The organism is Nocardioides sp. CCNWLW239 (assembly GCF_037137035.1).
Classification (GTDB): Bacteria; Actinomycetota; Actinomycetes; order Propionibacteriales; family Nocardioidaceae; genus Nocardioides.
Map to the genome: position 1 here is coordinate 1,166,590 of NZ_JBBBNW010000002.1, position 21,460 is coordinate 1,188,049.

19 protein-coding genes are annotated in these 21,460 nt (G+C 68.5%); 9 read left to right on the forward strand and 10 right to left on the reverse strand.

Going from position 1 to position 21,460, the window contains the following annotated elements:
* Nucleotides 1-2 precede the first annotated feature (2 nt).
* Nucleotides 3-293, reverse strand: coding sequence for a GIY-YIG nuclease family protein (locus tag WBG06_RS11380; RefSeq protein WP_336736795.1), 291 nt, complete (start codon nt 291-293; stop codon nt 3-5).
* A gap of 227 nt (nt 294-520) precedes the next feature.
* Here WBG06_RS11380 and rsmG point away from each other — a divergent pair, with 227 nt between their 5' ends.
* The 3 genes from rsmG (at nt 521) to WBG06_RS11395 (ending at nt 3,449) form a co-directional block, all read left to right on the forward strand.
* Nucleotides 521-1,237, forward strand: coding sequence for a 16S rRNA (guanine(527)-N(7))-methyltransferase RsmG (gene rsmG, locus WBG06_RS11385; protein WP_336736797.1), 717 nt, complete (start codon nt 521-523; stop codon nt 1,235-1,237).
* A gap of 236 nt (nt 1,238-1,473) precedes the next feature.
* Nucleotides 1,474-2,280: a ParA family protein gene (locus WBG06_RS11390; RefSeq protein WP_442945457.1), complete on the forward strand. Its 807-nt coding sequence runs from the start codon at nt 1,474-1,476 to the stop codon at nt 2,278-2,280.
* A 128-nt stretch (nt 2,281-2,408) separates the two neighbouring features.
* Nucleotides 2,409-3,449: a ParB/RepB/Spo0J family partition protein gene (locus tag WBG06_RS11395; RefSeq protein WP_336736801.1), complete on the forward strand. Its 1,041-nt coding sequence runs from the start codon at nt 2,409-2,411 to the stop codon at nt 3,447-3,449.
* Between the two features lie 219 nt (nt 3,450-3,668).
* On the opposite strand, the gene WBG06_RS11400 is transcribed toward WBG06_RS11395, so the two are convergent.
* On the reverse strand, nt 3,669-4,985 hold the full coding sequence (locus WBG06_RS11400; RefSeq protein WP_336736803.1) for an aminotransferase-like domain-containing protein: 1,317 nt from the start codon (nt 4,983-4,985) through the stop codon (nt 3,669-3,671).
* Between the two features lie 67 nt (nt 4,986-5,052).
* Here WBG06_RS11400 and WBG06_RS11405 point away from each other — a divergent pair, with 67 nt between their 5' ends.
* Nucleotides 5,053-5,709, forward strand: a complete 657-nt coding sequence (locus tag WBG06_RS11405) for a GNAT family N-acetyltransferase (RefSeq protein WP_336736805.1) — start codon at nt 5,053-5,055, stop codon at nt 5,707-5,709.
* A gap of 198 nt (nt 5,710-5,907) precedes the next feature.
* Here WBG06_RS11405 and trxA read toward each other — a convergent pair whose 3' ends face one another.
* From trxA to WBG06_RS11430, 5 genes are all read right to left on the reverse strand, one after another.
* A complete protein-coding gene (gene trxA / locus WBG06_RS11410) occupies nt 5,908-6,237 on the reverse strand; it encodes a thioredoxin (protein WP_091044069.1) in 330 nt (109 codons plus the stop codon).
* A gap of 121 nt (nt 6,238-6,358) precedes the next feature.
* Nucleotides 6,359-7,336: a thioredoxin-disulfide reductase gene (gene trxB, locus WBG06_RS11415; protein WP_336736810.1), complete on the reverse strand. Its 978-nt coding sequence runs from the start codon at nt 7,334-7,336 to the stop codon at nt 6,359-6,361.
* An 88-nt stretch (nt 7,337-7,424) separates the two neighbouring features.
* The gene (locus WBG06_RS11420; protein ID WP_336736812.1) at nt 7,425-9,173 is read right to left on the reverse strand and encodes a hypothetical protein; all 1,749 of its coding nucleotides are present in this window, start codon (nt 9,171-9,173) and stop codon (nt 7,425-7,427) included.
* 66 nt (nt 9,174-9,239) lie between these two features.
* A complete protein-coding gene (gene murJ / locus WBG06_RS11425; protein WP_336736814.1) occupies nt 9,240-10,877 on the reverse strand; it encodes a murein biosynthesis integral membrane protein MurJ in 1,638 nt (545 codons plus the stop codon).
* Nucleotides 10,874-13,057: a DUF6049 family protein gene (locus WBG06_RS11430; protein ID WP_336736816.1), complete on the reverse strand. Its 2,184-nt coding sequence runs from the start codon at nt 13,055-13,057 to the stop codon at nt 10,874-10,876. The genes murJ and WBG06_RS11430 overlap by 4 nt, the downstream gene beginning before the upstream one ends.
* A gap of 74 nt (nt 13,058-13,131) precedes the next feature.
* Between WBG06_RS11430 and WBG06_RS11435 the strand changes: the two genes are divergently transcribed.
* Both WBG06_RS11435 and WBG06_RS11440 read left to right on the forward strand, forming a co-directional pair.
* Nucleotides 13,132-14,574, forward strand: a complete 1,443-nt coding sequence (locus WBG06_RS11435; protein WP_336736945.1) for a CCA tRNA nucleotidyltransferase — start codon at nt 13,132-13,134, stop codon at nt 14,572-14,574.
* 76 nt (nt 14,575-14,650) lie between these two features.
* A complete protein-coding gene (locus WBG06_RS11440; RefSeq protein ID WP_336736818.1) occupies nt 14,651-15,106 on the forward strand; it encodes an SRPBCC family protein in 456 nt (151 codons plus the stop codon).
* Between the two features lie 82 nt (nt 15,107-15,188).
* On the opposite strand, the gene WBG06_RS11445 is transcribed toward WBG06_RS11440, so the two are convergent.
* On the reverse strand, nt 15,189-16,355 hold the full coding sequence (locus WBG06_RS11445) for a helix-turn-helix domain-containing protein (RefSeq protein WP_336736820.1): 1,167 nt from the start codon (nt 16,353-16,355) through the stop codon (nt 15,189-15,191).
* A gap of 155 nt (nt 16,356-16,510) precedes the next feature.
* Between WBG06_RS11445 and WBG06_RS11450 the strand changes: the two genes are divergently transcribed.
* The 3 genes from WBG06_RS11450 to WBG06_RS11460 are packed head-to-tail and all read left to right on the forward strand — an operon-like array spanning nt 16,511 to nt 19,556.
* On the forward strand, nt 16,511-17,632 hold the full coding sequence (locus WBG06_RS11450) for an efflux RND transporter periplasmic adaptor subunit (protein WP_336736822.1): 1,122 nt from the start codon (nt 16,511-16,513) through the stop codon (nt 17,630-17,632).
* Nucleotides 17,629-18,336, forward strand: coding sequence for an ABC transporter ATP-binding protein (locus tag WBG06_RS11455; RefSeq protein WP_336736824.1), 708 nt, complete (start codon nt 17,629-17,631; stop codon nt 18,334-18,336). Before WBG06_RS11450 ends, WBG06_RS11455 begins: the two co-directional genes overlap by 4 nt.
* Nucleotides 18,333-19,556 carry an ABC transporter permease gene (locus WBG06_RS11460; protein WP_336736826.1) on the forward strand — a complete coding sequence of 408 codons (1,224 nt, stop codon included), beginning with the start codon at nt 18,333-18,335 and terminating at the stop codon, nt 19,554-19,556. Before WBG06_RS11455 ends, WBG06_RS11460 begins: the two co-directional genes overlap by 4 nt.
* A gap of 58 nt (nt 19,557-19,614) precedes the next feature.
* Here WBG06_RS11460 and WBG06_RS11465 read toward each other — a convergent pair whose 3' ends face one another.
* Nucleotides 19,615-20,697, reverse strand: coding sequence for an inositol-3-phosphate synthase (locus tag WBG06_RS11465; RefSeq protein ID WP_336736828.1), 1,083 nt, complete (start codon nt 20,695-20,697; stop codon nt 19,615-19,617).
* A 44-nt stretch (nt 20,698-20,741) separates the two neighbouring features.
* Nucleotides 20,742-21,395: a PadR family transcriptional regulator gene (locus WBG06_RS11470; protein ID WP_336736830.1), complete on the reverse strand. Its 654-nt coding sequence runs from the start codon at nt 21,393-21,395 to the stop codon at nt 20,742-20,744.
* Nucleotides 21,396-21,460: the final 65 nt, after the last annotated feature.

A 21,460-nucleotide genomic window follows, 5' to 3' on the forward strand; every position in this document is an offset into this window, starting at 1 on the left:
GGTCAGGGGTGTGGGGTCGTCGAGGTGTTGGCGAGGCGCGGGAGATCTCCGAGGTTCCCTCTGATGAGCGCGAGGCGTTTGACGCGACTCCAGTTCTGGATCTGCTTCTCGCGATTGAACGCGTGCTCGACGTTGTCGTACTGCTCGTACCAGACCAGCTCCACGGGGAGGCGATGGCGGGTGTATTCGGAACCGAGGCCGACGCGGTGCTCGGACATGCGGCGTTCGAGGTCGGTCGTGCTGCCAACATAGAGGGTGCGGTCTGCGCAGAGAAGGATGTAGGTGTAGGCCATGTCCTCATCATGAGCGGGAGCACCGACAGTTTTGCTTGGTGGTCGAGCTTGTCGAGACCACGGTGGTGCGGATGGGAGTTGTGGTCTCGACAGGCTCGACCACCGAGGTTCGGATGGGAGCTTGTGGGGACCACTGGGGTGCACGAGAGTCGTGGTCTCGACAGGCTCGACCACCGGGTGGGCACGATGAGTTCCCGGTTGCGGGTTTCACGTGAAACAGTTTGAGGGTGGGCGACGAACGTGAGGGCGTGGGTGTGGGGGAGATCGACCCTCGGGCGGCGAAGGTCTTTCCCGCGGATCGTCTGGAGCTTGCGGAGAAGTACGCCGCCTGGCTCGCGGATGCCGGGGTCGTCCGTGGTCTGATCGGACCGCGCGAGGTTCCCCGACTCTGGGACCGGCACATCCTCAACTGTGCGGTGCTGGGGGAGGTGATCCCCGAGGGGGTCGCGGTGGCGGACATCGGCTCCGGTGCGGGTCTCCCCGGGCTGGTCCTCGCGATCGCCCGTCCAGATCTGCAGATCACGCTGATCGAGCCGCTGCTGCGGCGTACGACCTTTCTCGAGGAGGTCGCCGAAGACCTCGCGCTGGAGAACGTCACGGTGCTGCGGGGGAGGGCGGACGCTTTCCATGGAGAGCTCGGGTTCGACGTGGTGACGTCGCGCGCGGTGGCAGGCCTGGGGAAGCTGCTCGACTGGTCGATGCCGTTGGTCGTCCCCACGGGCGCGCTCGTCGCGATGAAGGGGTCGAGCGCCGAAGAGGAGATCGAAGAAGCCGGCTCGGTGCTGAAGAAGTGGGGATGTGCTCCGCCGACCGTCTCGGAGCTCGGTGTAGGCGTTTTGGAGACGACAACTGTCGCGGTTCGGGTGGTTTGGTCGGATCCCGCACGGGTAGATTGGCCGCCGGTCCCGAAGGGCGGATCCCGCAAGAAGAAGCGCCGCCGCTAAGGGTGGTCTCGACAAGCTCGACCACCGACGACAGAGGATGAGGAAACATGCCGTACGACGACGAGAGCCCACAGAACGCCGTTTCACGTGAAACCGACGAGCCGGTGTCCATCAGGCTCCGTACCGCCGGCGACATCGCATCCTTCGAGAACGACTTCACCGCGGAGACGACGCCGCTGGCCGCTGCTGCCGAGCACACGCTCCTGGCGCGCGGTGTCGCGAGCAACCGCCCGCCGATGCCTCGCCCGGCGAGCACGCGCGTGATCGTCTCCGCCAACCAGAAGGGCGGCGTCGGCAAGACCACCTCGACGGTGAACATCGCCGCGGCCCTGGCCCAGCTCGGTCAGAAGGTCTTGGTCATCGACCTCGACCCGCAGGGCAACGCCTGCACCGCGTTCGACGTGGACCACTACCAGGGGACCCCGGGGACGTACGAGGTGCTGGTCGAAGGAGCCGCGCTCGAGGACGTCGTCGTGCCCGTGCCGAAGCTCGACGGTCTCGAGCTCGTACCGGCGACCATCGACCTGGCCGGCGCCGAGGTCGAGCTCGTCGAGGAGGACGGCCGCGAGCAGCGCCTGAAGGAGGCCCTCGCGAAGTCGCCCCGTGTCGGCGACGCGGAGAACCGCTGGGACTATGTCCTCATCGACTGCCCGCCGTCGCTGGGCCTGCTCACGGTGAATGCGCTCGTCGCGAGCACCGAGGTGATGATCCCCATCCAGGCGGAGTACTACGCGCTGGAGGGTCTCGGACAGCTCCTCAAGACTGTCGAGATGGTGCGTGCCGCGCTGAACCCGACCCTGAGGGTGTCGTCGATGCTGATCACGATGTACGACGCCCGCACCCGTCTCGCCTCCCAGGTCGCCGAGGAGGTCCGCGAGCACTTCGGTGACACGGTCATGCGCACCTTCATCCCCCGCGCCGTGCGCGTCTCCGAAGCGCCGTCGTTCGGGCAGACGGTGATGACGTACGACCCGGGGTCGCCGGGCGCGCTGAGCTATCTCGAGGCGGCCAAAGAGCTCGCCAAACAGGGCACGCACCGGTGATCGAGCTTGTCGAGATGACCGGCAGATCGGGTGGAACACCGGTGGTCGAGCTTGTCGAGCGTTGTATCGAGCTTGTCGAGATGACCACCCGCAAAGCAGCAAGAATCTGATACGGGGGACAGGGAAATATGAGCAAGCAGCCGCCGAAGCGTGGTCTCGGACGAGGTCTGGGATCCCTGATCCCGACCGCTCCTGCCAGTGGTGGGAGTGAGTCGGGAGACAGTGCTCCTGTCCAACCGGACGTCCGCCATTCGGACCTTGCCGCTGGGGCGACTTCTGGCCCATCCGTGGAGCCCAGGTCCACCGAGTCCGCGGAAGGCCGCCAGATCGAAAAATCGGATCTGGCGCCCGTCGACGGCGCCTATTTCGCCGAGCTGCCGGTCAAGCAGATCCATCCCAACCACGTACAGCCTCGTCAGGTCTTCGACGAGGAAGCGATGGCCGAACTGGTCCATTCGATCAGTGAGATCGGTCTTCTGCAACCGGTCGTCGTCCGAAAAGTGGCGACCGATTCCTACGAGCTGGTCATGGGTGAGCGCCGGTGGCGCGCGACGCAGCAGGCCGGCCTGGACGTCATCCCGGCGATCGTCCGGGAGACCGACGACACCGACATGCTCCGGGACGCGCTCCTGGAGAACCTCCACCGCTCGCAGCTGAACCCTCTCGAAGAGGCGGCCGCCTACCAGCAGCTGCTCAACGACTTCGCGTGCACCCACGACGAGCTCGCCCAGCGGATCGGCCGTTCGCGGCCGCAGATCTCCAACACCATTCGCCTGCTGAAGCTGTCTCCGTCGGTGCAGCGCCGTGTCGCCGCCGGCGTGCTCTCGGCCGGTCACGCGCGGGCGCTGCTCGCGGTCGACGGTGAGGCACAGCAGGACAAGCTGGCTCAGAAGGTGGTGGCGGAGGGCATCTCCGTACGCGGCCTCGAGGAGATCGTCGCTCTGGGCGACCCCGACGGCGACGCCTTCGCCACCCCGCGGGTGAGGCGCGCCAAGCCGAACGCTCCGGGGCTCAAGGAGATCTCCGACCGGCTCTCCGATCGCTTCGACACCCGCGTCAAGGTCGATCTGGGGCGTTCCAAGGGAAAGATCACCGTCGAGTTCGCCACGCTCGACGACCTGCGCCGGATCGTCGATCTGATGTCGCCGACTGCGGACGAATCGGTTTAGCTGTTAAGCGATAAGACGCTTTGTCGACAAATTGCTAGAGCGGCCGGATCGGTCACCGAATGTGGGCTCGGTCATCGAGCTTGTCGAGATGACCCTGTGTAGGGATGGTGGTCTCGACAAGCTCGACCACCGGATCCGTCATCGAGTACGGGTGCGGTCATCGAGCTTGTCGAGATGACCCTGGGGCAGGGGTGGTCTCGACAAGCTCGACCACCGGAGCTACTGCGTGTTCGTCGAGGGGTGCTCGGCGCCGCGGATGGGGAGGCCGGGGATGGGGCCGGTCGCGCCGAACGTCTCCAGGAGCTCCATCTCGGCCTCGATGACGCCGGCCAGGCGGCGTACGCCTTCTCGGATCCGCTCCGGGGTGGGATAGCAGTAGGAGATCCGCATCGAGGAGGCGCCGAAGCCGTCGGCGTAGAAGCCGGTGCCGGGAACGTACGCCACCCGCGCGGTGACCGCACGGGGGAGCATCGCCTTGCAGTCGATGCCGGCAGGAAGCGTCAGCCACACGAAGAAGCCGCCGTCGGGCTTGGTCCAGGTGCAGGCCGCGGGCATGTAGTCCTCGAGCGCGTCGAGCATGGTGTCGCGGCGCTCGCGGTACATCTCCCGCATCTCCTTGATCTGGCCCTGCCAGTCATGGTTGGAGAGGTAGGCGGAGACGGCCATCTGGTTGAACGGCGGCGGACAGAGCGTCGCGGACTCCTGGGCGAGCACGAGCTTCTCGCGGATCGCGGAGGGCGCCAGCGCCCAGCCGACCCGCAGGCCGGGGGAGAACGTCTTGGAGAACGAGCCGAGGTAGATGACCCCGGGGTCCTGGGCGCGCATCGCCGGGCGGGGCTCGTCATCGAAGCCGAGCAGGCCGTAAGGGTTGTCCTCGAGCACCAGGATGTCGTGGCGTCGGCAGATCTCGAGGATCTCGGTGCGGCGCGCAGGCGTCATGGTCACGCCGGTCGGGTTCTGGAAGTTCGGGATCGTGTAGAGGAACTTCACCTTGCGGCCCGAGGCCTTGGTGGAGACGATCGCCTGCTCCAGCGCGTTCGGGATGAGTCCCTCGGAGTCGACCTCGGCGTGCACGACGTCGCACTGATAGCCCTTGAAGACGCCCAGAGCACCGACGTACGAGGGGGCCTCACAGATCACCACGTCGCCCGGGTCGCAGAAGACTCGGGTGACCAGGTCGACGGCCTGCTGGGAGCCGACGGTGACGACGACATCGTCGGGGTGGGCCTCGATGCCCTCCAGGCGCATGACCTCGCAGATCTGCTCGCGCAGCTTGGGATCGCCCTGGCCGCCGCCGTACTGCAGGGCGGTCGGGCCCTGACTCATGACGAGGTCCTTGATCGAGTCGCCCACGACGTCCAGCGGCAGGCTGGAGATGTTGGGCATGCCGCCTGCGAGCGACACCACCTCGGGTCGGGCTGCCACGGCGAAGAGGGCTCGGACCTCCGAGACCGTCATGCCTGCCGTGCGCGCGGCGTAGCGGTCCGCGTACGGGTCGAGGCGGGATGATGTTGCGCGCTGGGGAAGATCAGTCATGGTGTCACCATCATGAAGGATCGCATACGCTGGTGACAGACCCTTAACCCAGGATCAAGGGTGAGACATGGCACGCCGCGTTCTGCCGCTGACGCTGGATCTCTTCGCCGAGGTCCCGGCGCCCTGCCGTGCCTGCCTGTTCTGGGAGCGCGACCCGGTGGGTCATCGCCGCGTCGACGCCGAGCAGGCGATCGGGGTCAAGGAAGCCTGGATCTCCGAGGTCCTCCGCGAATGGGGATCGTGCGGACGGGTGGCCGTGATCGACGGTACGCCGGCAGGCTTCGTGCTCTACGCGCCGCCGGTCTTCGTCCCGAGGGTGGCCTCGTTCCCCTCCGGGCCGGTCTCCGCCGACGCCGTCCTGATGACGACGGTGTGGATCGACCCGCGGCGGGCCGGCGGCGGGATCGGCCGGATGCTGGTCCAGGGAATGGCCCGTGACCTGGTGCAACGCGGCCAGTTCCGGGCGATCGAGGCCTTCGGCGACGTCGGACCGCTGAGTGGGATCCATGGCCGGCGCTGCGCCGCGCCGGCCGACTTCCTGAGCCGAGTGGGCTTCAAGACCCACCGCGACCACCCCACCGTGCCGCGGATGCGGATGGACCTGAAACAGACCGTCACTTGGATCGACGACTTCGAGACTGCGTGGGAGCGGCTCCGGGAAGTCGTGCGTCCACGCAGCCATCCCTCACCCGCCTCGACCGAGCTCCACCGCGACGGCGAGTGAATGTTTCATGTGAAACGGTGATCGACCCCGCCGACCCCGGTGGTCGAGCCTGTCGAGACCACTTGCCGCGTCCGGCGGTCGAGTCTGTCGAGACCACTCGCCCGACGCACGTGACGCCTCGCCCGACGTACCTGACGCCTCGGCAAAACTGACGATGGCGCACCCCTCAAGGGGCGCGCCATCATGGGTCAGCTCGGGTCAGCCGATGAACTCCTGCAGCTCCTTGAGGAGCGCAGCCTTCGGCTTGGCGCCGACGATCGACTTCACGACCTCGCCGCCCTGGTAGACGTTGATGGTCGGGATGCCGGTCACGCGGTAGGTGGAGGGGGTGACCGGGTTCTCGTCGACGTTCATCTTGGTGAAGGTGACCTTGTCGCCGTGCTCGCCGGCCAGTTCCTCGAGGATCGGGGACACCTGGCGGCACGGGCCGCACCACTCGGCCCAGAAGTCCACCAGGACGGGCTTGTCGGACTTCAGAACGGTCGAGTCGAACTCGGCGTCGGTCACGGCGGTCATGTTGTCAGCCACGATGGGTTCCTTCTCGATAGGGACGGGTTGGGAAGTCTGTGGTCAGAACGCTGGGCTTGCGTCGCACATTCCCAGCACGCGGTGGTCGAGCTTGTCGAGACCACCACAAACGTACGAGACGTCAGGCCGAGACGGTCGCAGCCGCCTCGGCGTGGGCCTGGTGAGCGAGGAACTTCTCCGCGTCGAGCGCCGCCTGGCAGCCGGTGCCGGCGGCGGTGATCGCCTGGCGGTAGACGTGGTCGACCAGGTCGCCCGCGGCGAAGACGCCCTCGATGTTGGTGGCCGTGGAGCCCTCCTTGGTCAGGACGTAGCCCTCGTCGTCGAGGTCGACCTGGCCCACGAGCAGCTCGGACCGCGGGATGTGGCCGATGGCGATGAACAGGCCGGCGCACTCGAGGTCGCGCAGCTCGCCGGTCTTGGTGTCCTTGACGGTGATGCTCTCCACGGAGAGCTCGCCGTTGATGGACTCGACCACGGAGTTCCAGGCGATCTCGAGCTTCGGGTCGGCGAAGGCGCGCTCCTGCATGATCTTGGAGGCGCGCAGCTCGTCGCGGCGTACGAGCAGGGTGACCGAGGAGCCGAAACGGGTCAGGAAGAGGGCCTCCTCCAAGGCGGAGTCACCGCCGCCGACGACCACGATGGGCTTCTGCCGGAAGAAGAAGCCGTCGCAGGTCGCACACCAGGAGACACCCTTGCCGGAGAGCTCGTCCTCGCGGGGCAGGCCGAGCTTCTTGTAGCCCGAGCCCGTCGCCAGGATGACGGACTTCGCGTAGTGGGTGTCGGTCGCCGTCTTGATGACCTTGACCGGACCGGTCAGGTCCATCTCGACCACGTCGTCGGGCTCGAGCTCGGCACCGAAGCGCTCCGCCTGGGCACGCATGTTGTCCATCAGCTCCGGGCCCATGATGCCGTCACGGAAACCGGGGAAGTTCTCCACCTCGGTGGTGTTCATCAGCGCACCGCCGGCGGTCACCGACCCCTCGAAGACGAGCGGCTGCAGTCCGGCGCGGGCGCTGTAGACCGCTGCGGTGTAGCCCGACGGGCCGGAACCCACCACGATCACGTTGCGGGGGTCGGTCGGGGACGACGGGGTCGGCATCAATGGCTCCTCAGGTGTGGCTGGCGAACTGCACAACAGATCGTAGGCCACGTACATTCCAGGACCCTGAACGCCGATCGGCGACGCCTCAGGCGAGGGGAACGCCGAGAACCTCGATCTCCTTGATCTCGGCGCGGTAGCCGCCGTCGCCGGTGGGGAGACCGGTGAGCCAGACGAGTACGTAGCTGCCCTCCGGAGCGCCGTCGAGCTTGATCTCGCCCTCCGTACCGACGCTGCCCTTGGCGGCGGGCTTGCCGGTGGGGTCGTCGGTCCAGGGTGAGTCACCGACGTAGACGCTGATGTCGGTCGGCTCGCCGATCATCCGGAACTTCAGCGAGTCGACGGCGTAGTCGCCCTTGAGATTGAGCACCACGCCGATGCCCGGCTTCAGCGAACGCGGCCCGTCGCCGATCTGGTCGTTGTAGGTCGAGGTGCGCCAGTTGGTGGCCGGATCGTCCTTGCCGTCCACCACGCCGGCGACCAGGTCGGGGTATTCGGTCGGCGGGTCACCGTGGGGGTCGAGGTCCTTCGCGGTGATGTCCTTGATGGGAGTCGGCTTGGCCTCGGCGGTGTCGTCGCCGCCGCCGTTCTCACTCGTGCCGGGGTTCTCGGCGGTCGTGGTGGGGTCGCCGTTGACGATGTTCCAGGCGATCGTGCCGGCGATGAGGACCAGCACCACGAGGCCGACGCCCATCGCGACGCGGAGCCAGCTGGTGCCGGGCTTCTGGTTGTAGTCGGGCTCCTCGGCGATCGCCACGTTGGCGCCGGTCCACGGTCCCTGCCAGCCGTTGTAGGAGGCATCCGGCGCCACCGGCCGCCGGGCGGCGGGCTGTGGTGGCTGCTGCGGGCGCGGCGTCGGCTGGTAGCCCGGCGTCTCGTCGGCGAAGAGCGGCTTCGACGGGGTCGGGTCCTGCATCGGTGGCGGAGCGGACGGTCGCTGGCGCTGGGGGCGGACGACCTCGGGGGCCACGCCGATGGCATTGGACGCCACCGGAGCCTCGGCCGGCTCGGCCTTGACCGGCGGAGCCATCGCCTGGGTCTCCTCGTCGATGGACGAGGGCCGGTTGAGCGGCGCGGTCGGCTCACCGGAGAACCCGGCGAGGGCGGAGTGGAGCTCGGCGGCGGTCAGCGGAGGCATGTCGGCGCCGCTGCCGAGCACCCGGTCGCACAGGTCGTCGAGCGGACGCGGCACCCCGGCGCGTACCTGCCGGGGGCGGAGCACCCGGCCGTGGTCGCGCGGAGCCGGCGGCATCGAGGACAGGGTCTCGCCGGCCCACTTGCCGGTCAGGGCGGCGTAGAGGACACCGACCGCGTCGACACGGTCGCGACGCTGGGAGTCCCGGGTGTCCGGGTCGATCCCGTGCAGCGCGGCGTCGACACCGAAGCCGATGACGCGCACGGCGCCGAGGTCGTCGAGCAGCACCGCCTCGGGGTTGAGCCGACCGTGGGCGTGGCCCTGGTCGTGGGCCAGGACCAGCAGGTCAGCGACCTCCGAGGCGATCCAGGCGGCCTCCTGCGGTGACAGCGGACCACCTGCGGCCAGCGCGTTCTCCAGCGAGGATCCTTCGCCCCACTCGTTGACGACGTAGGCGACCTGGTCGGTCTGGGCGGCGTCGAGGACGCGCAGCATCCGGGGGTCGCCGACGGCGGCCGAGTTGCGGGCAGCAGCCATGAGGCGCGGCGCACGCTCGTCGCGGGCATCGAGGACGTGCACGGCAACCGGGCGACCGAGGATCGCGTCGTGGGCGCGCCAGAAGCGTCCCTCACGGGACTCGCTGAGCAGGTCCGTCAGCTGGTACCTGCCGGCGAGGACGTCGCCTGATTGCGTGAACTCCATATCGGAACCATTCTTTCAGACCGTGCCAGACAGTACGGAGATCGACCCGAGAGTGGTCAAGGACCCTTAACGGCTCAGCCGTCGGGCCACCTGTTGCACCATCGTGGTCAGCTCCTTGACCTGGGCAGCCTGCGCCCCGAGGAGCAGCATGCCGAGATACAGCGCCCCGACGATAGCCGCACCGATCAGGGCCAGCACCATCGTGGGCTCGTCGTTGATCAAGCCCAGCCCGGTGCGCAGCAGCCATGCGGCGGTCGCGGCGACGAGCGTCACCAGCACCAGGCGGACCAGGAACCGGATCAGCCCGCGACCGTCCAGGTCGCCGAGGGTGCGCTTGAGGACGACGTACGAGACGACGGAGCCGACCAGGTAGGACAGCGAGTAGGCGCCGGCCAGCGCCGGGGCGGTGTATTCCGCGGAGACGGCCCGGGTCAGCAGGAGCGCCGCGACGATGTTCGTCGTCGCGACCGAGCACTGGATGAAGAAGACCGTGCGGTTCTGCTCCAGCGAGTAGAAGCCGCGCAGCAGCAGGTAGTGGATGGTGAAGAAGACCAGCCCGATCGCGAAGACCGACAGCGTCGGGGCGTACTCACGGAAGGCGTCCGCGCCGGCGCCGTAGCTGAACAGGATGTGCGCGATGTCCTCGGCGAGCACCGGCATCAGCGCCGCGATCGGGATCACGATGGCGAGCGCGTTGCGCATCTGGTGGGAGAGCGTACGTCCCAGCTCGGGCAGCTCGCCCGCGGCGCCGTAACGCGACAGCAGCGGCAGGATCGCCGTCGCCAGCGACACCGTGATGATCGAGTGCGGCACCTGGGTCACCAGGAAGCTGTTGGAGTAGACCGTGTAACCGGTGCCCTCGGCCTCCGACCCGTTTCCGGCCAGCCTCACCACGATCGTGTACGCCACCTGGTTCACGATCACGAAGAGCACCGTCCACACGGCCAGCCGCCCGGTGTGGGACAGGCCGGCTCCGCGGAAGTCGAAGCGCGGCCGGAAGCGTACACCGGTCCGGTGCAGCACCGGGAGGAGCAGCAGGAACTGGAGCACGATGCCGAGGGTGGAGCCCAGGCCCAGCAGCGTCTCCTCGCCGGGCGAGTAGCCGCCGGTGCTGGAGGGGCCGAAGACGACCAGGTAGAGCACCAGGGTCGAGATGGCGACGATGTTGTTGGCGATCGGCGCCCACATCATCGGTCCGAAGCTGCCGCGGGAGTTGAGCACCTGCCCGACCAGCACGAACATCCCGTAGAAGAAGACCTGCGGCAGGCACCAGCGGGCGAAGTCGATGGCCGACTCGAGCTGGGCGGCGTTCTCGGGCTCGTACCAGTTGGCGCCGAGGTAGAGCCGCATCAGCCACGGAGCGCCCACCACCAGGACGATCGTGACCACGCCGAGGAAGAGACCCGCCAGCGTGATGATCCGGTTGGTGTAGGCGGCCCCACCGTCAGCATCGTTCTTCTGCGCCTTCACCAGCTGTGGCACGAGCACCGCGTTGAACACGCCGCCCGCCAGCAGGATGTAGAGCATGTTGGGGACGGTGTTGGCGATGTTGAAGACGTCGGCGTGGAACCCGGAGCCGAGGGCGGCGACCAGGAGCGCGGAGCGGATGAACCCGCTGGCCCGCGAGAACATCGTCCCCGCCGCCATCACCGCGCTGTTGGCCAGGACGGAGCTTCCGCTGGACTTCTGCTCGGTGGCTGTCACATTGATCCCGTCGTACGTGCTTTCTTGGCCTTCATGATCCGCCGGGTGAGCCGGACCGCGATCGCCGCGAACAGTAGCGCGCAGCCGGTGCCGACGAACCACCAGATCACGCCGCTCACCTGCGAGGGCCGGATGGGTACGGAGGCATGGCCGCCCAGCGGGTTGCCCTTGGTGTCGGTCACCACGATGAGGGCGGTGTGGGTGCCGGTGTCGTGCATGCTCGCTGCAAGGTTGAAGCTCGCCTTCGAGTTGGCGTCGAGCTGGACGGGCTCCGAGGTGGCGACCCGGAGGGATTCGTCGGTGATCGCGTCCAGGCGTACGGTCACCGGCTCGTCGAGCTCGTTGCTCAGGGTGACCTGGAACTCGCCGCCCTTCATGCTGGAAAGGATCACCTTCGGCGGCACGCTGACGGTGATCGACCTGAGCTGGGCGCTGACGTAGCTGAGCGCGTCGGCGGCCGCGTCGGTGTCGCCTCGACGGGCGGAGTAGGAGGTCGTGGTCAGCGCCTCGTTGACGATGTCGGAGGCGACCTCGTCGTTATGCGTGAGGACGCGCTGCAGCATCTTGCCGGCGTCGATGAGCTCGTTGGCGGTCTTGATCCGCTCGGCCGAGATCTCGGCCTTCATCTCCCGGCGGGGGTAGCGGAGCCTGTCGACGGTGATCTCGGTCGCCTTCTGCCCGGCGACGGCCTCGGTCAGCGTCGAGGACGAGATCCAGGCGGCCTTCTTCCACGGGGCGACGAACGAGTCGGCGTCCTGCGGGGGATGCCAGCCGTCGGGGAGGACGGCCACGAGCGGCTTGCCGGAACCGCGGAGCAGGGCTGCCTCGGAGACCACACGCTGGCGTACGGAGATCGCGTCGAAGGGGCCGTTGGGTCCGGGCCCGCCGGCCGCGGCGCCGGAGGACGTCACGATCATCTGGTGACCGTCGAGATCGGCGATGACCGGCGTGGTCCCGCGGAACATCTTGTCGCTGACCAGGTTGACCGCCCCAGGCTCGAGCAGGTTGACCGCGGCGCGGTCGAGGTAGCCGGTCGGCGGAGCGACGCCCGAGGTGGCCTTGATGCCGAGCCCGGCGAGCGCCTGGGTGGTCTGCTTCCGTGCCTCCGCCAGCAGGCGGGGGTCGCTGGTGGCGAGCGCGGACAGGTCGGGGTCGGCGTAGGGAAGGGCGAGCAGGTCATGACCGGCGAGCGCCTTCTCGAGGCGGCTGAGCCAGCCCTTCGCTGCCTTCTGCGCGGCCTCCGCCTCCTCGCTGATCGGCTCCTCGGCGTCGGTGCTGGCCGAAGGGCTCGGCATCAGCGCTGACGCGGACGGCGAGGCGCTCTGGCTGCCGCTCTCCTCCGGATTCTCGCCGCTCTCGTCCGTCGGCCCCAGGTTGCGCGCGGGGTTGCCCTCGGCGAGGTTGCGTACGGCATCGATCAGGGCCGGGTCGATCGCCCAGGTCAGGTCGGGCATCTCGGCGCCGGTCTCGAGCATCCGGTAGAGGCGGCCGCCGGCCCGCAGGTCGCGGGTCCAGCCGGGGACGTAGTTCACGCTGCCGTCGGCTTCGTAGACCACGCTCCGGCGCAACGGCATCACCAGCGAGACCTTCTCGGCCTTGGCCTTCTTGTTGGGCTCCTTGACCAACGGGAGGAAGGTGCGGGCGCGGCCGTCGGCGGTGCTGGGCGTGGTGGCACCGAGGGCATGGACCCCGAACCAGTAGACCCCGGCCTCGGTGACCGGAAGGAGCTTGCGCGGCACGGTGAGCGACCACACGTAGGTCTCGCCGGGTGCCAGGTCGGGGATCGTCGCGTACGCACCCTCCGCCACGACCCGCTCGCCGACCAGCGCGTCCGCAGGCAGCGCGGCCGCCTCGGCCAGCTCCTCGGAGGTGGTGATCGGCGCGTTGCCGATGAACGGGTAGACCCGGACCCCGCTCCACTCCTCCTCGGTGTCGTTGCGCACCTTGCCGCTCACCGTGATCCTGCCCTTGGTGCGGCCGTCGAGGCTGACGGTGTCGAGCTGGTCGATGCTCACCGCCAGCGGGTCGGTCTCCTCGGCCTCGTCCACAGCCTGGGCCGGCGCGGCCAGCGTGGTCGTGGACAGCGTCAGCAGAAGGGGTGCCAGCAGCGTGAGGACGAGCGTCGCGATGACTCGCCCGGGCGGCCGCGGCGGCCTCGCCTGGTGCTGGCGGACTGGCATGACTTCGAGAATATCTTTCCGGGGGTGCGGTCCTCGTAGACTGCGGCGTTGTGTCCGACAGCCAGCTTCCCCCGATCAGCGTCGCCGATGTTCAGCGATCGGTGACAGCTGAACTGGACCGTATCGCACCGGTCATCGACTCCCTAGGTGAGGCCTTCGCACGCGAGGGCTTCGAGCTGGCGCTGGTCGGCGGTCCGGTCCGCGACGCGATGCTCGGACGCCCCCACAACGATCTCGACTTCACCACCTCGGCCCGCCCCGAGGAGACGGAGAAGATCCTGCGTACGTGGGGAGAGGCCCTGTGGGACATGGGCCGCGACTTCGGCACCATCGGCACCCGCAAGGGCCCGTGGCAGGTCGAGGTCACCACCTACCGCTCCGAGGCCTACTCCGCCGACTCCCGCAAGCCGGAGGTGGCCTACGGGACGTCGCTGGCCGACGATCTCGTACGTCGCGACTTCACCGTCAACGCGATGGCGGTGCGCCTAGCTGGTCCAGAGGGGCCGGGCCGTGAGGTCGTCGACCTCTACGGCGGTGTCGTGGACCTGGCGACCCGCGTGCTGCGGACCCCCGGCACCCCCGAGGACTCCTTCTCCGACGACCCGCTGCGGATGATGCGGGCCGCGCGGTTCGCCGCCCAGCTCGGCTTCGAGGTCGCGCCCGAGGTCGTCGCCGCGATGACCGACATGGCGTCACGGATCTCGATCATCTCCGCCGAGCGGGTCCGCGACGAGCTGGTGAAGCTGATCTGCGCGCCCTACCCTCGCCGCGGGCTCACCCTGCTGGTCGAGACCGGGCTGGCCGACCTGGTGCTGCCCGAGCTGACCGCGCTGCGGATGGAGCGCGACGAGCACAACCGTCACAAGGACGTCTACGAGCACACCCTGACCGTGCTCGAGCAGTCCATCGACCAGGAGGCTCGGTTCGGCGGCGGTCCCGACTTCGTCTCGCGGTTCGCGGCACTGATGCACGACGTCGGCAAGCCGCGCACCCGCAAGTTCCATGACGACGGCACCGTCTCGTTCCACCACCACGACGTGGTCGGCGCCAAGATGACCCGCAAGCGGATGAAGGCGCTGCGTTTCTCCAACGACGAGATCGAGGCGGTCTCGAAGCTGGTCGAGCTCCACCTGCGCTTCCACGGCTACGGCGACGGGGAGTGGACTGACTCGGCCGTGCGGCGCTACGTCCGCGACGCCGGCGACCAGCTCGAGCGGCTCCACGTGCTCACCCGCGCCGACTGCACCACCCGCAACCGCCGCAAGGCCGACCGCCTCGCCCGCACCTACGACGCCCTCGAGGCCCGCATCGAGCGGATCTCCGAGGAGGAGGAGCTCGCCGCCCTCCGCCCCGCGCTCGACGGCAACCAGATCATGTCGCTGCTCGACATTCCGCCGGGCCGGGAGGTCGGCGCCGCCTACAAATTCCTCATGGACCTGCGCCTCGACGAGGGCATCCTCTCCGAGGACGAGGCCGCCAAGCGGCTCCTCGACTGGTGGGCCGAGCGCTCCGCATAGTCGGGAGTGATGGCAGTCCGGTTGACATCTGGGCGACTACTGTCCATCGGGCCATACTGACGGTACGGTTCCGGGCATGACGACGATCACAGACCTCGAAGCGACGACCACGATCAACGCGACGCCGGCCCAGGTGTGGGCGGCGGTCACGGACCTTCCGCGGATGGCTTCGTGGAGCCCGCAGGTGGTGAAGACGGTCGTGTTCGGCCAGGTCAAGGAAGGCACCCGCTTCTTCAACATCAACCGTCAGGGCTGGAAGCACTGGCCGACCAACGCGAAGGTCGTGCGCTTCACCCCGCACTCCGACTTCGCCTTCCGGATCGCCGAGAACACCACGGTCTGGTCGTTCCAGCTCGCGGAGAGCCCAGAGGGGACCGTCGTGACCCACCGCCGCGAGACGCCGACCGGCATCTCCGGCCTGTCGCGCACGCTGACGAAGGCGGTGCTCGGCGGCCAGGAGAGCTTCACCGAGGAGCTGCGTACGGGGATGGCGACCACCCTCGCCAAGCTCAAGGCCGACCTCGAGGGCTGACCCCGCGGCGGCCAGATAGTTGCAGACGTTCCAGCCCCTTTACCCGCCAGTAACGGGCCGGAACGCCTGAAACCATCCAGTCTCAGGCGCCGGCCTTGGTCCAGCGGCGGATAGTGCTGGGGTGGACGCCGAGCCTGTCGGCCACCTTCGACACGGGTGCGCCGGCACGTACCAGGATCCGCGCGGCCTCACGGGGTTCGGAGGGAAGGTTGCTGAGCAGGTCCTCCTCCTCGTCAGGGAACGTGTCGGGGTAGTCCATCGCTGGCTCTGGGTCGGGGACGTTCTCCGGGAAGGGGATCCGGTCGAGTCGGTCCTCGAGGTGCTCCGTGGGCTGTGCCGCGGCGCTGCGGCTGTTGCTGAACTGCGGCGCCATCACGGCTCCCGGGGCAGCTTCGGCGGCGGTGCGCGCGGCCTCGGTGACCCGCGTCGAGATCCGGCGCCGGTTGTCGGGGGTCGCGAGTGCGGAGATCCGCTCCCGGGTCTCGACGAGCTCGACCACAGAGGGGCCGAGAGCCTCGGGGCTGACGGTCTCGTGGGCGGCAGGCAGGGTGATCGGCAGCCGGTCGGCCTGCCGTGTGCCTTCTGCGACGGCGGCGAAGGCGTCGATCCACTGGGTGATCTGGTCGCGCATCGCCCCCGGCGCGACCGACCGCAGCGCGACCGCTTCAGCACGCCAGTAGCGCTTCTGAGCGCGCTCGAGCTTCCTGCGGGAGGAGGCCGTACGCTTCCGCAGCGCGGTGTCGCGCGCCCGCCGCCACTCGACGCGGGTGGCGAGCAGGGCATGCATCCGGGCGCCTGTGCGCAGATCGGACCAGGAGCGTTCCATGGCCAGGTGGCGGTCGCCGACGAGCGCCAGGTGCCACATCAGGGCGGCCAGCAGCGGCACGATGAAACGGAACGCCGCGGCGGTGACCGCGTGGCCGAGGTGGATCTCGTGCCAGCCAGCGAAGAAGCCGGACGCGGCCGACAGCAGCCAGGTCAGGGTCAGCAGGGTCTGCGCCGGCCGGTCCTGCTGGGCCGCCTCGCGAGCCATCAGCGCCACGGTGACCAGGGAGAGCTCGAAGACGCCGGCGAAGGCGTAGGCGTTGATCGCGCTCATGGCGAGCACGTCTCGCCCGAAGCCGACCATCGCGACGTACGCGGCTGCGGTGGAGATCAGTGCGACGGTGACGGCTCCGAGGAGGATGAGGCCGCGGCCGCTGCCTGTCGGCGTCCTCCGGTCAGGGTTCGTGTCGTTGTCGGGACGCATCGTGGGGGGTCTCCCGTACCTGAGGGCGGTCGATCGTTCGGGCCCTGGAGTCTAGGGTGTGGAACACGTGTTCGAACGATTCGTGGATGGAGTGTTGCCAAACCCTGACCGAAATTCGGCCGCCGCGGCCGCATGCGCGGGGCTACAGTCCGAACATGTCGAAGACGGCGGTGCGCCGCGTACTTTTCAGGTCGTTCTGGGCCGTGATCGGGCTGGTCATCGCGGTCAGCCTCTTCAAGCTGGCTTTCACCGGCTCGACCCAGGACACCGACGGCGCCCCGCTCACCCCGACCGGCCAGATCCCGCCGGAGGAGGTCGTCGCCGAGAAGGGCACGATCTCCAACTCCCTCACCATCGACGGCACGATCGTGATCGACAAGCCGGTCTCGGCCGCCAGCCCGGTCACCGGCGTGCTGGCGCACAAGTACGCCGAGACGGGCACGAAGGTGAGGAAGGGCGAGAAGCTCTTCCAGGTGCGGACCGAGGACCAGCCTGCCGAGGAGTCCGTCGAGGAGCCTGTCGAGGAGTCTGCCGACAAGCCCGGGACCGCCGACGAGGCCCGCGGGGACGGCGACGGCGAGGATGCGCCTGTCGAGCCGACGACGCCCACGCCGGTCTACCACTGGTACACGGTCGTCGCTCCCGCCACCGGCATCGCCGGGAACTACGCCACCGAGATGATGGGTGAGGTGGCGGAGGACGGTGTGGTCGTCTCGATCCGGCCCACCACGTTCCACGCCGTCGGCGCGATCTCGCCGCTCGACCGCTACCGGCTGGCCGGCAGTCCCGAGGAGGCGACGGTGACCATCGAGGGCGGCCCGAAGCCGTTCACGTGCACCCGGCTGAGCATCGGTGACGCGGCGACCGAGACGATCACCAGCGACATGCCCGAGGGCGAGATGATGGAGGAGGAGTCCGGCGGGGGCGAGTCGGGAGCCGGTTCCCGGATCAGCTGCCTGGTGCCGCAGAACGTGACCGTCTTCGACGGTTTGACGATGACCATGGACATCGACGCCGGCGAGAGCGAGGGTGAGGTCGTCACCATCCCGGTCACCGCCGTCACGGGCCTGGTCGGCGAAGGCAGCGTCTGGGTCGTCGGCGAGGACGGCACCCCGACCGAGCAGCCGGTCAAGCTCGGTGTCACCGACGGCAAGATCGTCGAGGTCACCAGCGGGCTGAAGGCGGGCGACTCGGTGCTGAGGTACGTCCCCGGCTCGAAGGAGTCCGGCGGCACGGGCGACGAGATGGCCGAGAAGATGCCTGTGGAGGAGATGTGAGCTCGGAGGAGCTCCTGAGCCTCACCGGCGTGGCCCGCACGGTCGAGCTCCCGGACGGGGAGGATCTTCACATCCTGACCGGCGTCGACCTGCAGGTACGCCGCGGCGACCATGTCGGCATCGTCGGCCGTTCCGGCACCGGCAAGTCGACCCTGCTGAACCTGCTCGGTCTCCTGGACCGCCCGACCGGAGGCACCCTGGAGTGGGCCGGCCGCAACGTGACCGCCATCAGCAACCGCCAGGCCGCCCGGATCCGCGGACGGGACGTCGGGTTCGTCTTCCAGCAGTTCAACCTGCTGCCGGGGCGGACGGCGCTGGAGAACGTGATGGCTCCGCTGCTCTACGCCTCGGGCCGCGAGTTCTGGCAGCGGCGGAAGCGGGCGGCCGAGATGCTCGACCAGGTCGGCCTCGGCGACCGGCTCGACGCGATGCCGCAGTTCCTCTCCGGCGGCGAGCAGCAGCGGATCGCCATCGCCCGAGCGCTGGTGCGCACTCCCTCGGTCGTCCTGGCCGATGAGCCCACCGGAGCCCTCGACGTCGAGACCGGTGCGATGGTGATGAAGCTGCTCGACCAGGCGACGTACGACTCCGGGGCGGCGCTGATCACGATCACCCACGACCAGAACGTCGCGGCCCTGGCCCGGCGTCGGTTCCGGCTCGCCGGGGGCCGGCTGCACCCGCTCACCGAGGAGGCGGCCGCGTGAGGACGGCGCTGGCCCGTCTGGCGACCGGCCTGGCCGCATCGACCGTCGAGGCGTGGCAGGAGCTGCGCATCCACAAGCTCCGGGTGCTGTTGTCGCTGGTGGGAGTGGCGGTCGCGGTCGCCTCGATCACCGCGACCGTCGCGGCGGGTCAGATCGCGAAGCAGATGTTCACCGAGTCCTACGACACCGAGGGACGACCGGCCCACATCTCGATCATGGCCTACGACGACCGCAACGGCATGTCGCTCCCGGTCGAGCGGGTCCGGCCGGCGTTCGAGACCGTCGCGGAGCGGTTCGGTGTCTCCTACGCGTCGGCCAAGATCTTCGCCTACGACATCAAGGCGACCACCCCGACCCGCAGCAAGCAGATCGAGCTGCTGGGAGTCGATCCTGCGTACGCCGCGATCCACCGGGTCGTGGTGCCGCAGGGCCGTTGGTTGGAGGAGTCCGACAAGGAACGCCTCTCCCCGGCGCTGGTGGTCGACGAGACGTTCCTGAAGAAGCTCGGTCTGCAGGGCACGCGCCTGCCGACCTCGGTCGAGCTGACCGGCCAGGGGATGTCGGTCACGGCCACGATCGTCGGCGTGACGAGCATGCGCGGCTACGGCACCGCGCGGGCGTTCATGCTGGCCGACTCGATGACGCACTGGCAGACGGGCGCTCCCACGGACGCCAGCTATGAGATGTGGGTGCCGGTCGAGGGCGCCGACCAGCTCGCCAACGAGATCGGGATGGCGATGCGCGCCGAGCTCCCGGGCCTCCAGGTCGACGCTCACCGCGACGACTACATGGCCTGGGGCGGCGAGGACCCGATCGGGCCGATCAAGTGGGTGATCATCGGCATCGCCGGGATCATCCTGCTGCTCGGCGCCCTCAGCCTGCTCAACATCGCGCTGGTCACGATCCAGCAGCGGATCCGGGAGATCGGCATCCGGCGCAGCTTCGGCGCGACGACGGGCCGGGTGTTCTTCTCGGTGATGATGGAGAGCGTCGTGGCCACCGTGGTGGCGGGTCTGATCGGCGTACTCCTGGCGGTGGCCGTCGTGAAGAACCCGCTGGTGGAGAAGTACGTCCTTCAGGGCATCGACGACGTCCCGCCGTTCCCGCTCTCGGCAGCGTTCCTCGGCCTCGTCGTCGCGCTCGCCGTCGGGGCGCTCGCCGGGATCCTGCCGGCGATGATCGCGGCGCGCGTCAAGATCATCGACGCGATCCGCTTCTGACCCCGGACATGCGACTGCCCCGGGTGCCAGGCACCCGGGGCAGGTCGGCAGGAGCGGATCACTCGCCGCGGATGAACGCCTCCAGCTGCGCGCGACCCTCGGAGTCCTCGATCTGGACCGGCGGGCTCTTCATGAGGTAGGCCGAGGCCGGGATGATCGGGCCACCGATGCCGCGGTCCTTGGCGATCTTGGCGGCACGGACGGCGTCGATGATGATGCCGGCGGAGTTGGGGGAGTCCCAGACCTCCAGCTTGTATTCCAGGTTGAGCGGGACGTCACCGAACGCGCGGCCCTCGAGCCGGACGTAGGCCCACTTGCGGTCGTCGAGCCACTGCACGTAGTCGGACGGGCCGATGTGCACGTTGCGGTCGTCGATCTTGTTCGCCAGCTCGCCGTGCAGGTTGGAGGTGACGGCCTGCGTCTTCGAGACCTTCTTGGACTCCAGGCGCTCACGCTCGAGCATGTTCTTGAAGTCCATGTTGCCGCCGACGTTGAGCTGGTACGTACGGTCCAGCGCGACGCCGCGGTCCTCGAACAGCTTGGCCATGACGCGGTGGGTGATGGTGGCACCGACCTGCGACTTGATGTCGTCACCGACGATCGGGACGCCGGCGGCCTCGAACTTCGCGGCCCACTCGGGGTCGGAGGCGATGAAGACCGGCAGCGCGTTGACGAAGGCGACGCCCGCGTCGATCGCGCACTGCGCGTAGAACTTGTCCGCCTCCTCCGAGCCGACGGGGAGGTAGGAGACGAGGACGTCGACCTCCTTCTCGCGGAGGACCGAGACGACGTCGACCGGGTCGAGGCCGGACTCGGAGATGGTCTGGCGGTAGTACTTGCCCAGGCCGTCGAGCGTGGGGCCACGCTGAACCTCGACACCGGTGAACGGCACGTCCGCGATCTTGATGGTGTTGTTCTCGGAGGCGTTGATCGCCTCGGAGAGGTCCTTGCCGACCTTCTTGTCGTCGACGTCGAAGGCGGCGACGAACTCGACGTCAGAGACGTGGTAGTCACCGAACACGACGTGCATGAGGCCGGGGACGCTGCCCGCCGGGTCGGCGTCCTTGTAGTACTCCACGCCCTGGACCAGGGAGCTGGCGCAGTTGCCGACTCCCGCGATTGCTACACGAACCGAACCCATCGGGGCTCCTTCCAATACTCCTGGCCGACTCACCGGCAAGGAGGTCATTTCTCGTTCTCTTGGCTGCTCTGCGCTGTGCGCGAGACGTTCGCTTCGTCGCGTACGCCGTCGTCATCCCCCAGGTCCCCCCGACCCGCCGCCTGCTCGTCGTTCACAGGCTTCGGGTTGCGCTCGGCATCGATCAGCGAGGAGAGCCAACGGACCTCCCGCTCGACCGACTCGACACCGTGACGCTGAAGCTCGCGGGCGTAGGAGTCGACCTCTTTCTGGGTCATGGCAAGCTCGCGTTGCACCCGGTCGAGCCGCTCCTGGAGCCGGCTGCGACGTCCCTCGAGGACGCGGAGCCTGATCTCCATGTCGGTGCGACCGAAGAATGCGAACCTGATGTCGAAGTTGTCGTCTTCCCAGGCCATCGGACCGACCTCGGACATGAGCTGGGTGAACTCACGCTCGCCGGCAGGCGTCAGCTGGTAGACGATCCGTGGCCGCCGGGTCACCGGAGTGACGGACTGCGCCTCCTCCTCGATGAGGTGCTTGCGCAGCATCTTCTTCAAGGCCGGGTAGAGCGAGCCGTACGACAGCACTCGTCCCCAGCCGAGCATCAGGTTGAGCCGCTTGCGCAGCTCGTAGCCATGCATAGGCGACTCGTGCAGCAGCCCGAGGACTGCGAGCTCGATCGTCTCTGCTCGACGTGCCATGCGATCTATCGTACCGATATATCCACGGCGTCGAACAGCGACCTAAGTATTTGTCGATGACGCGG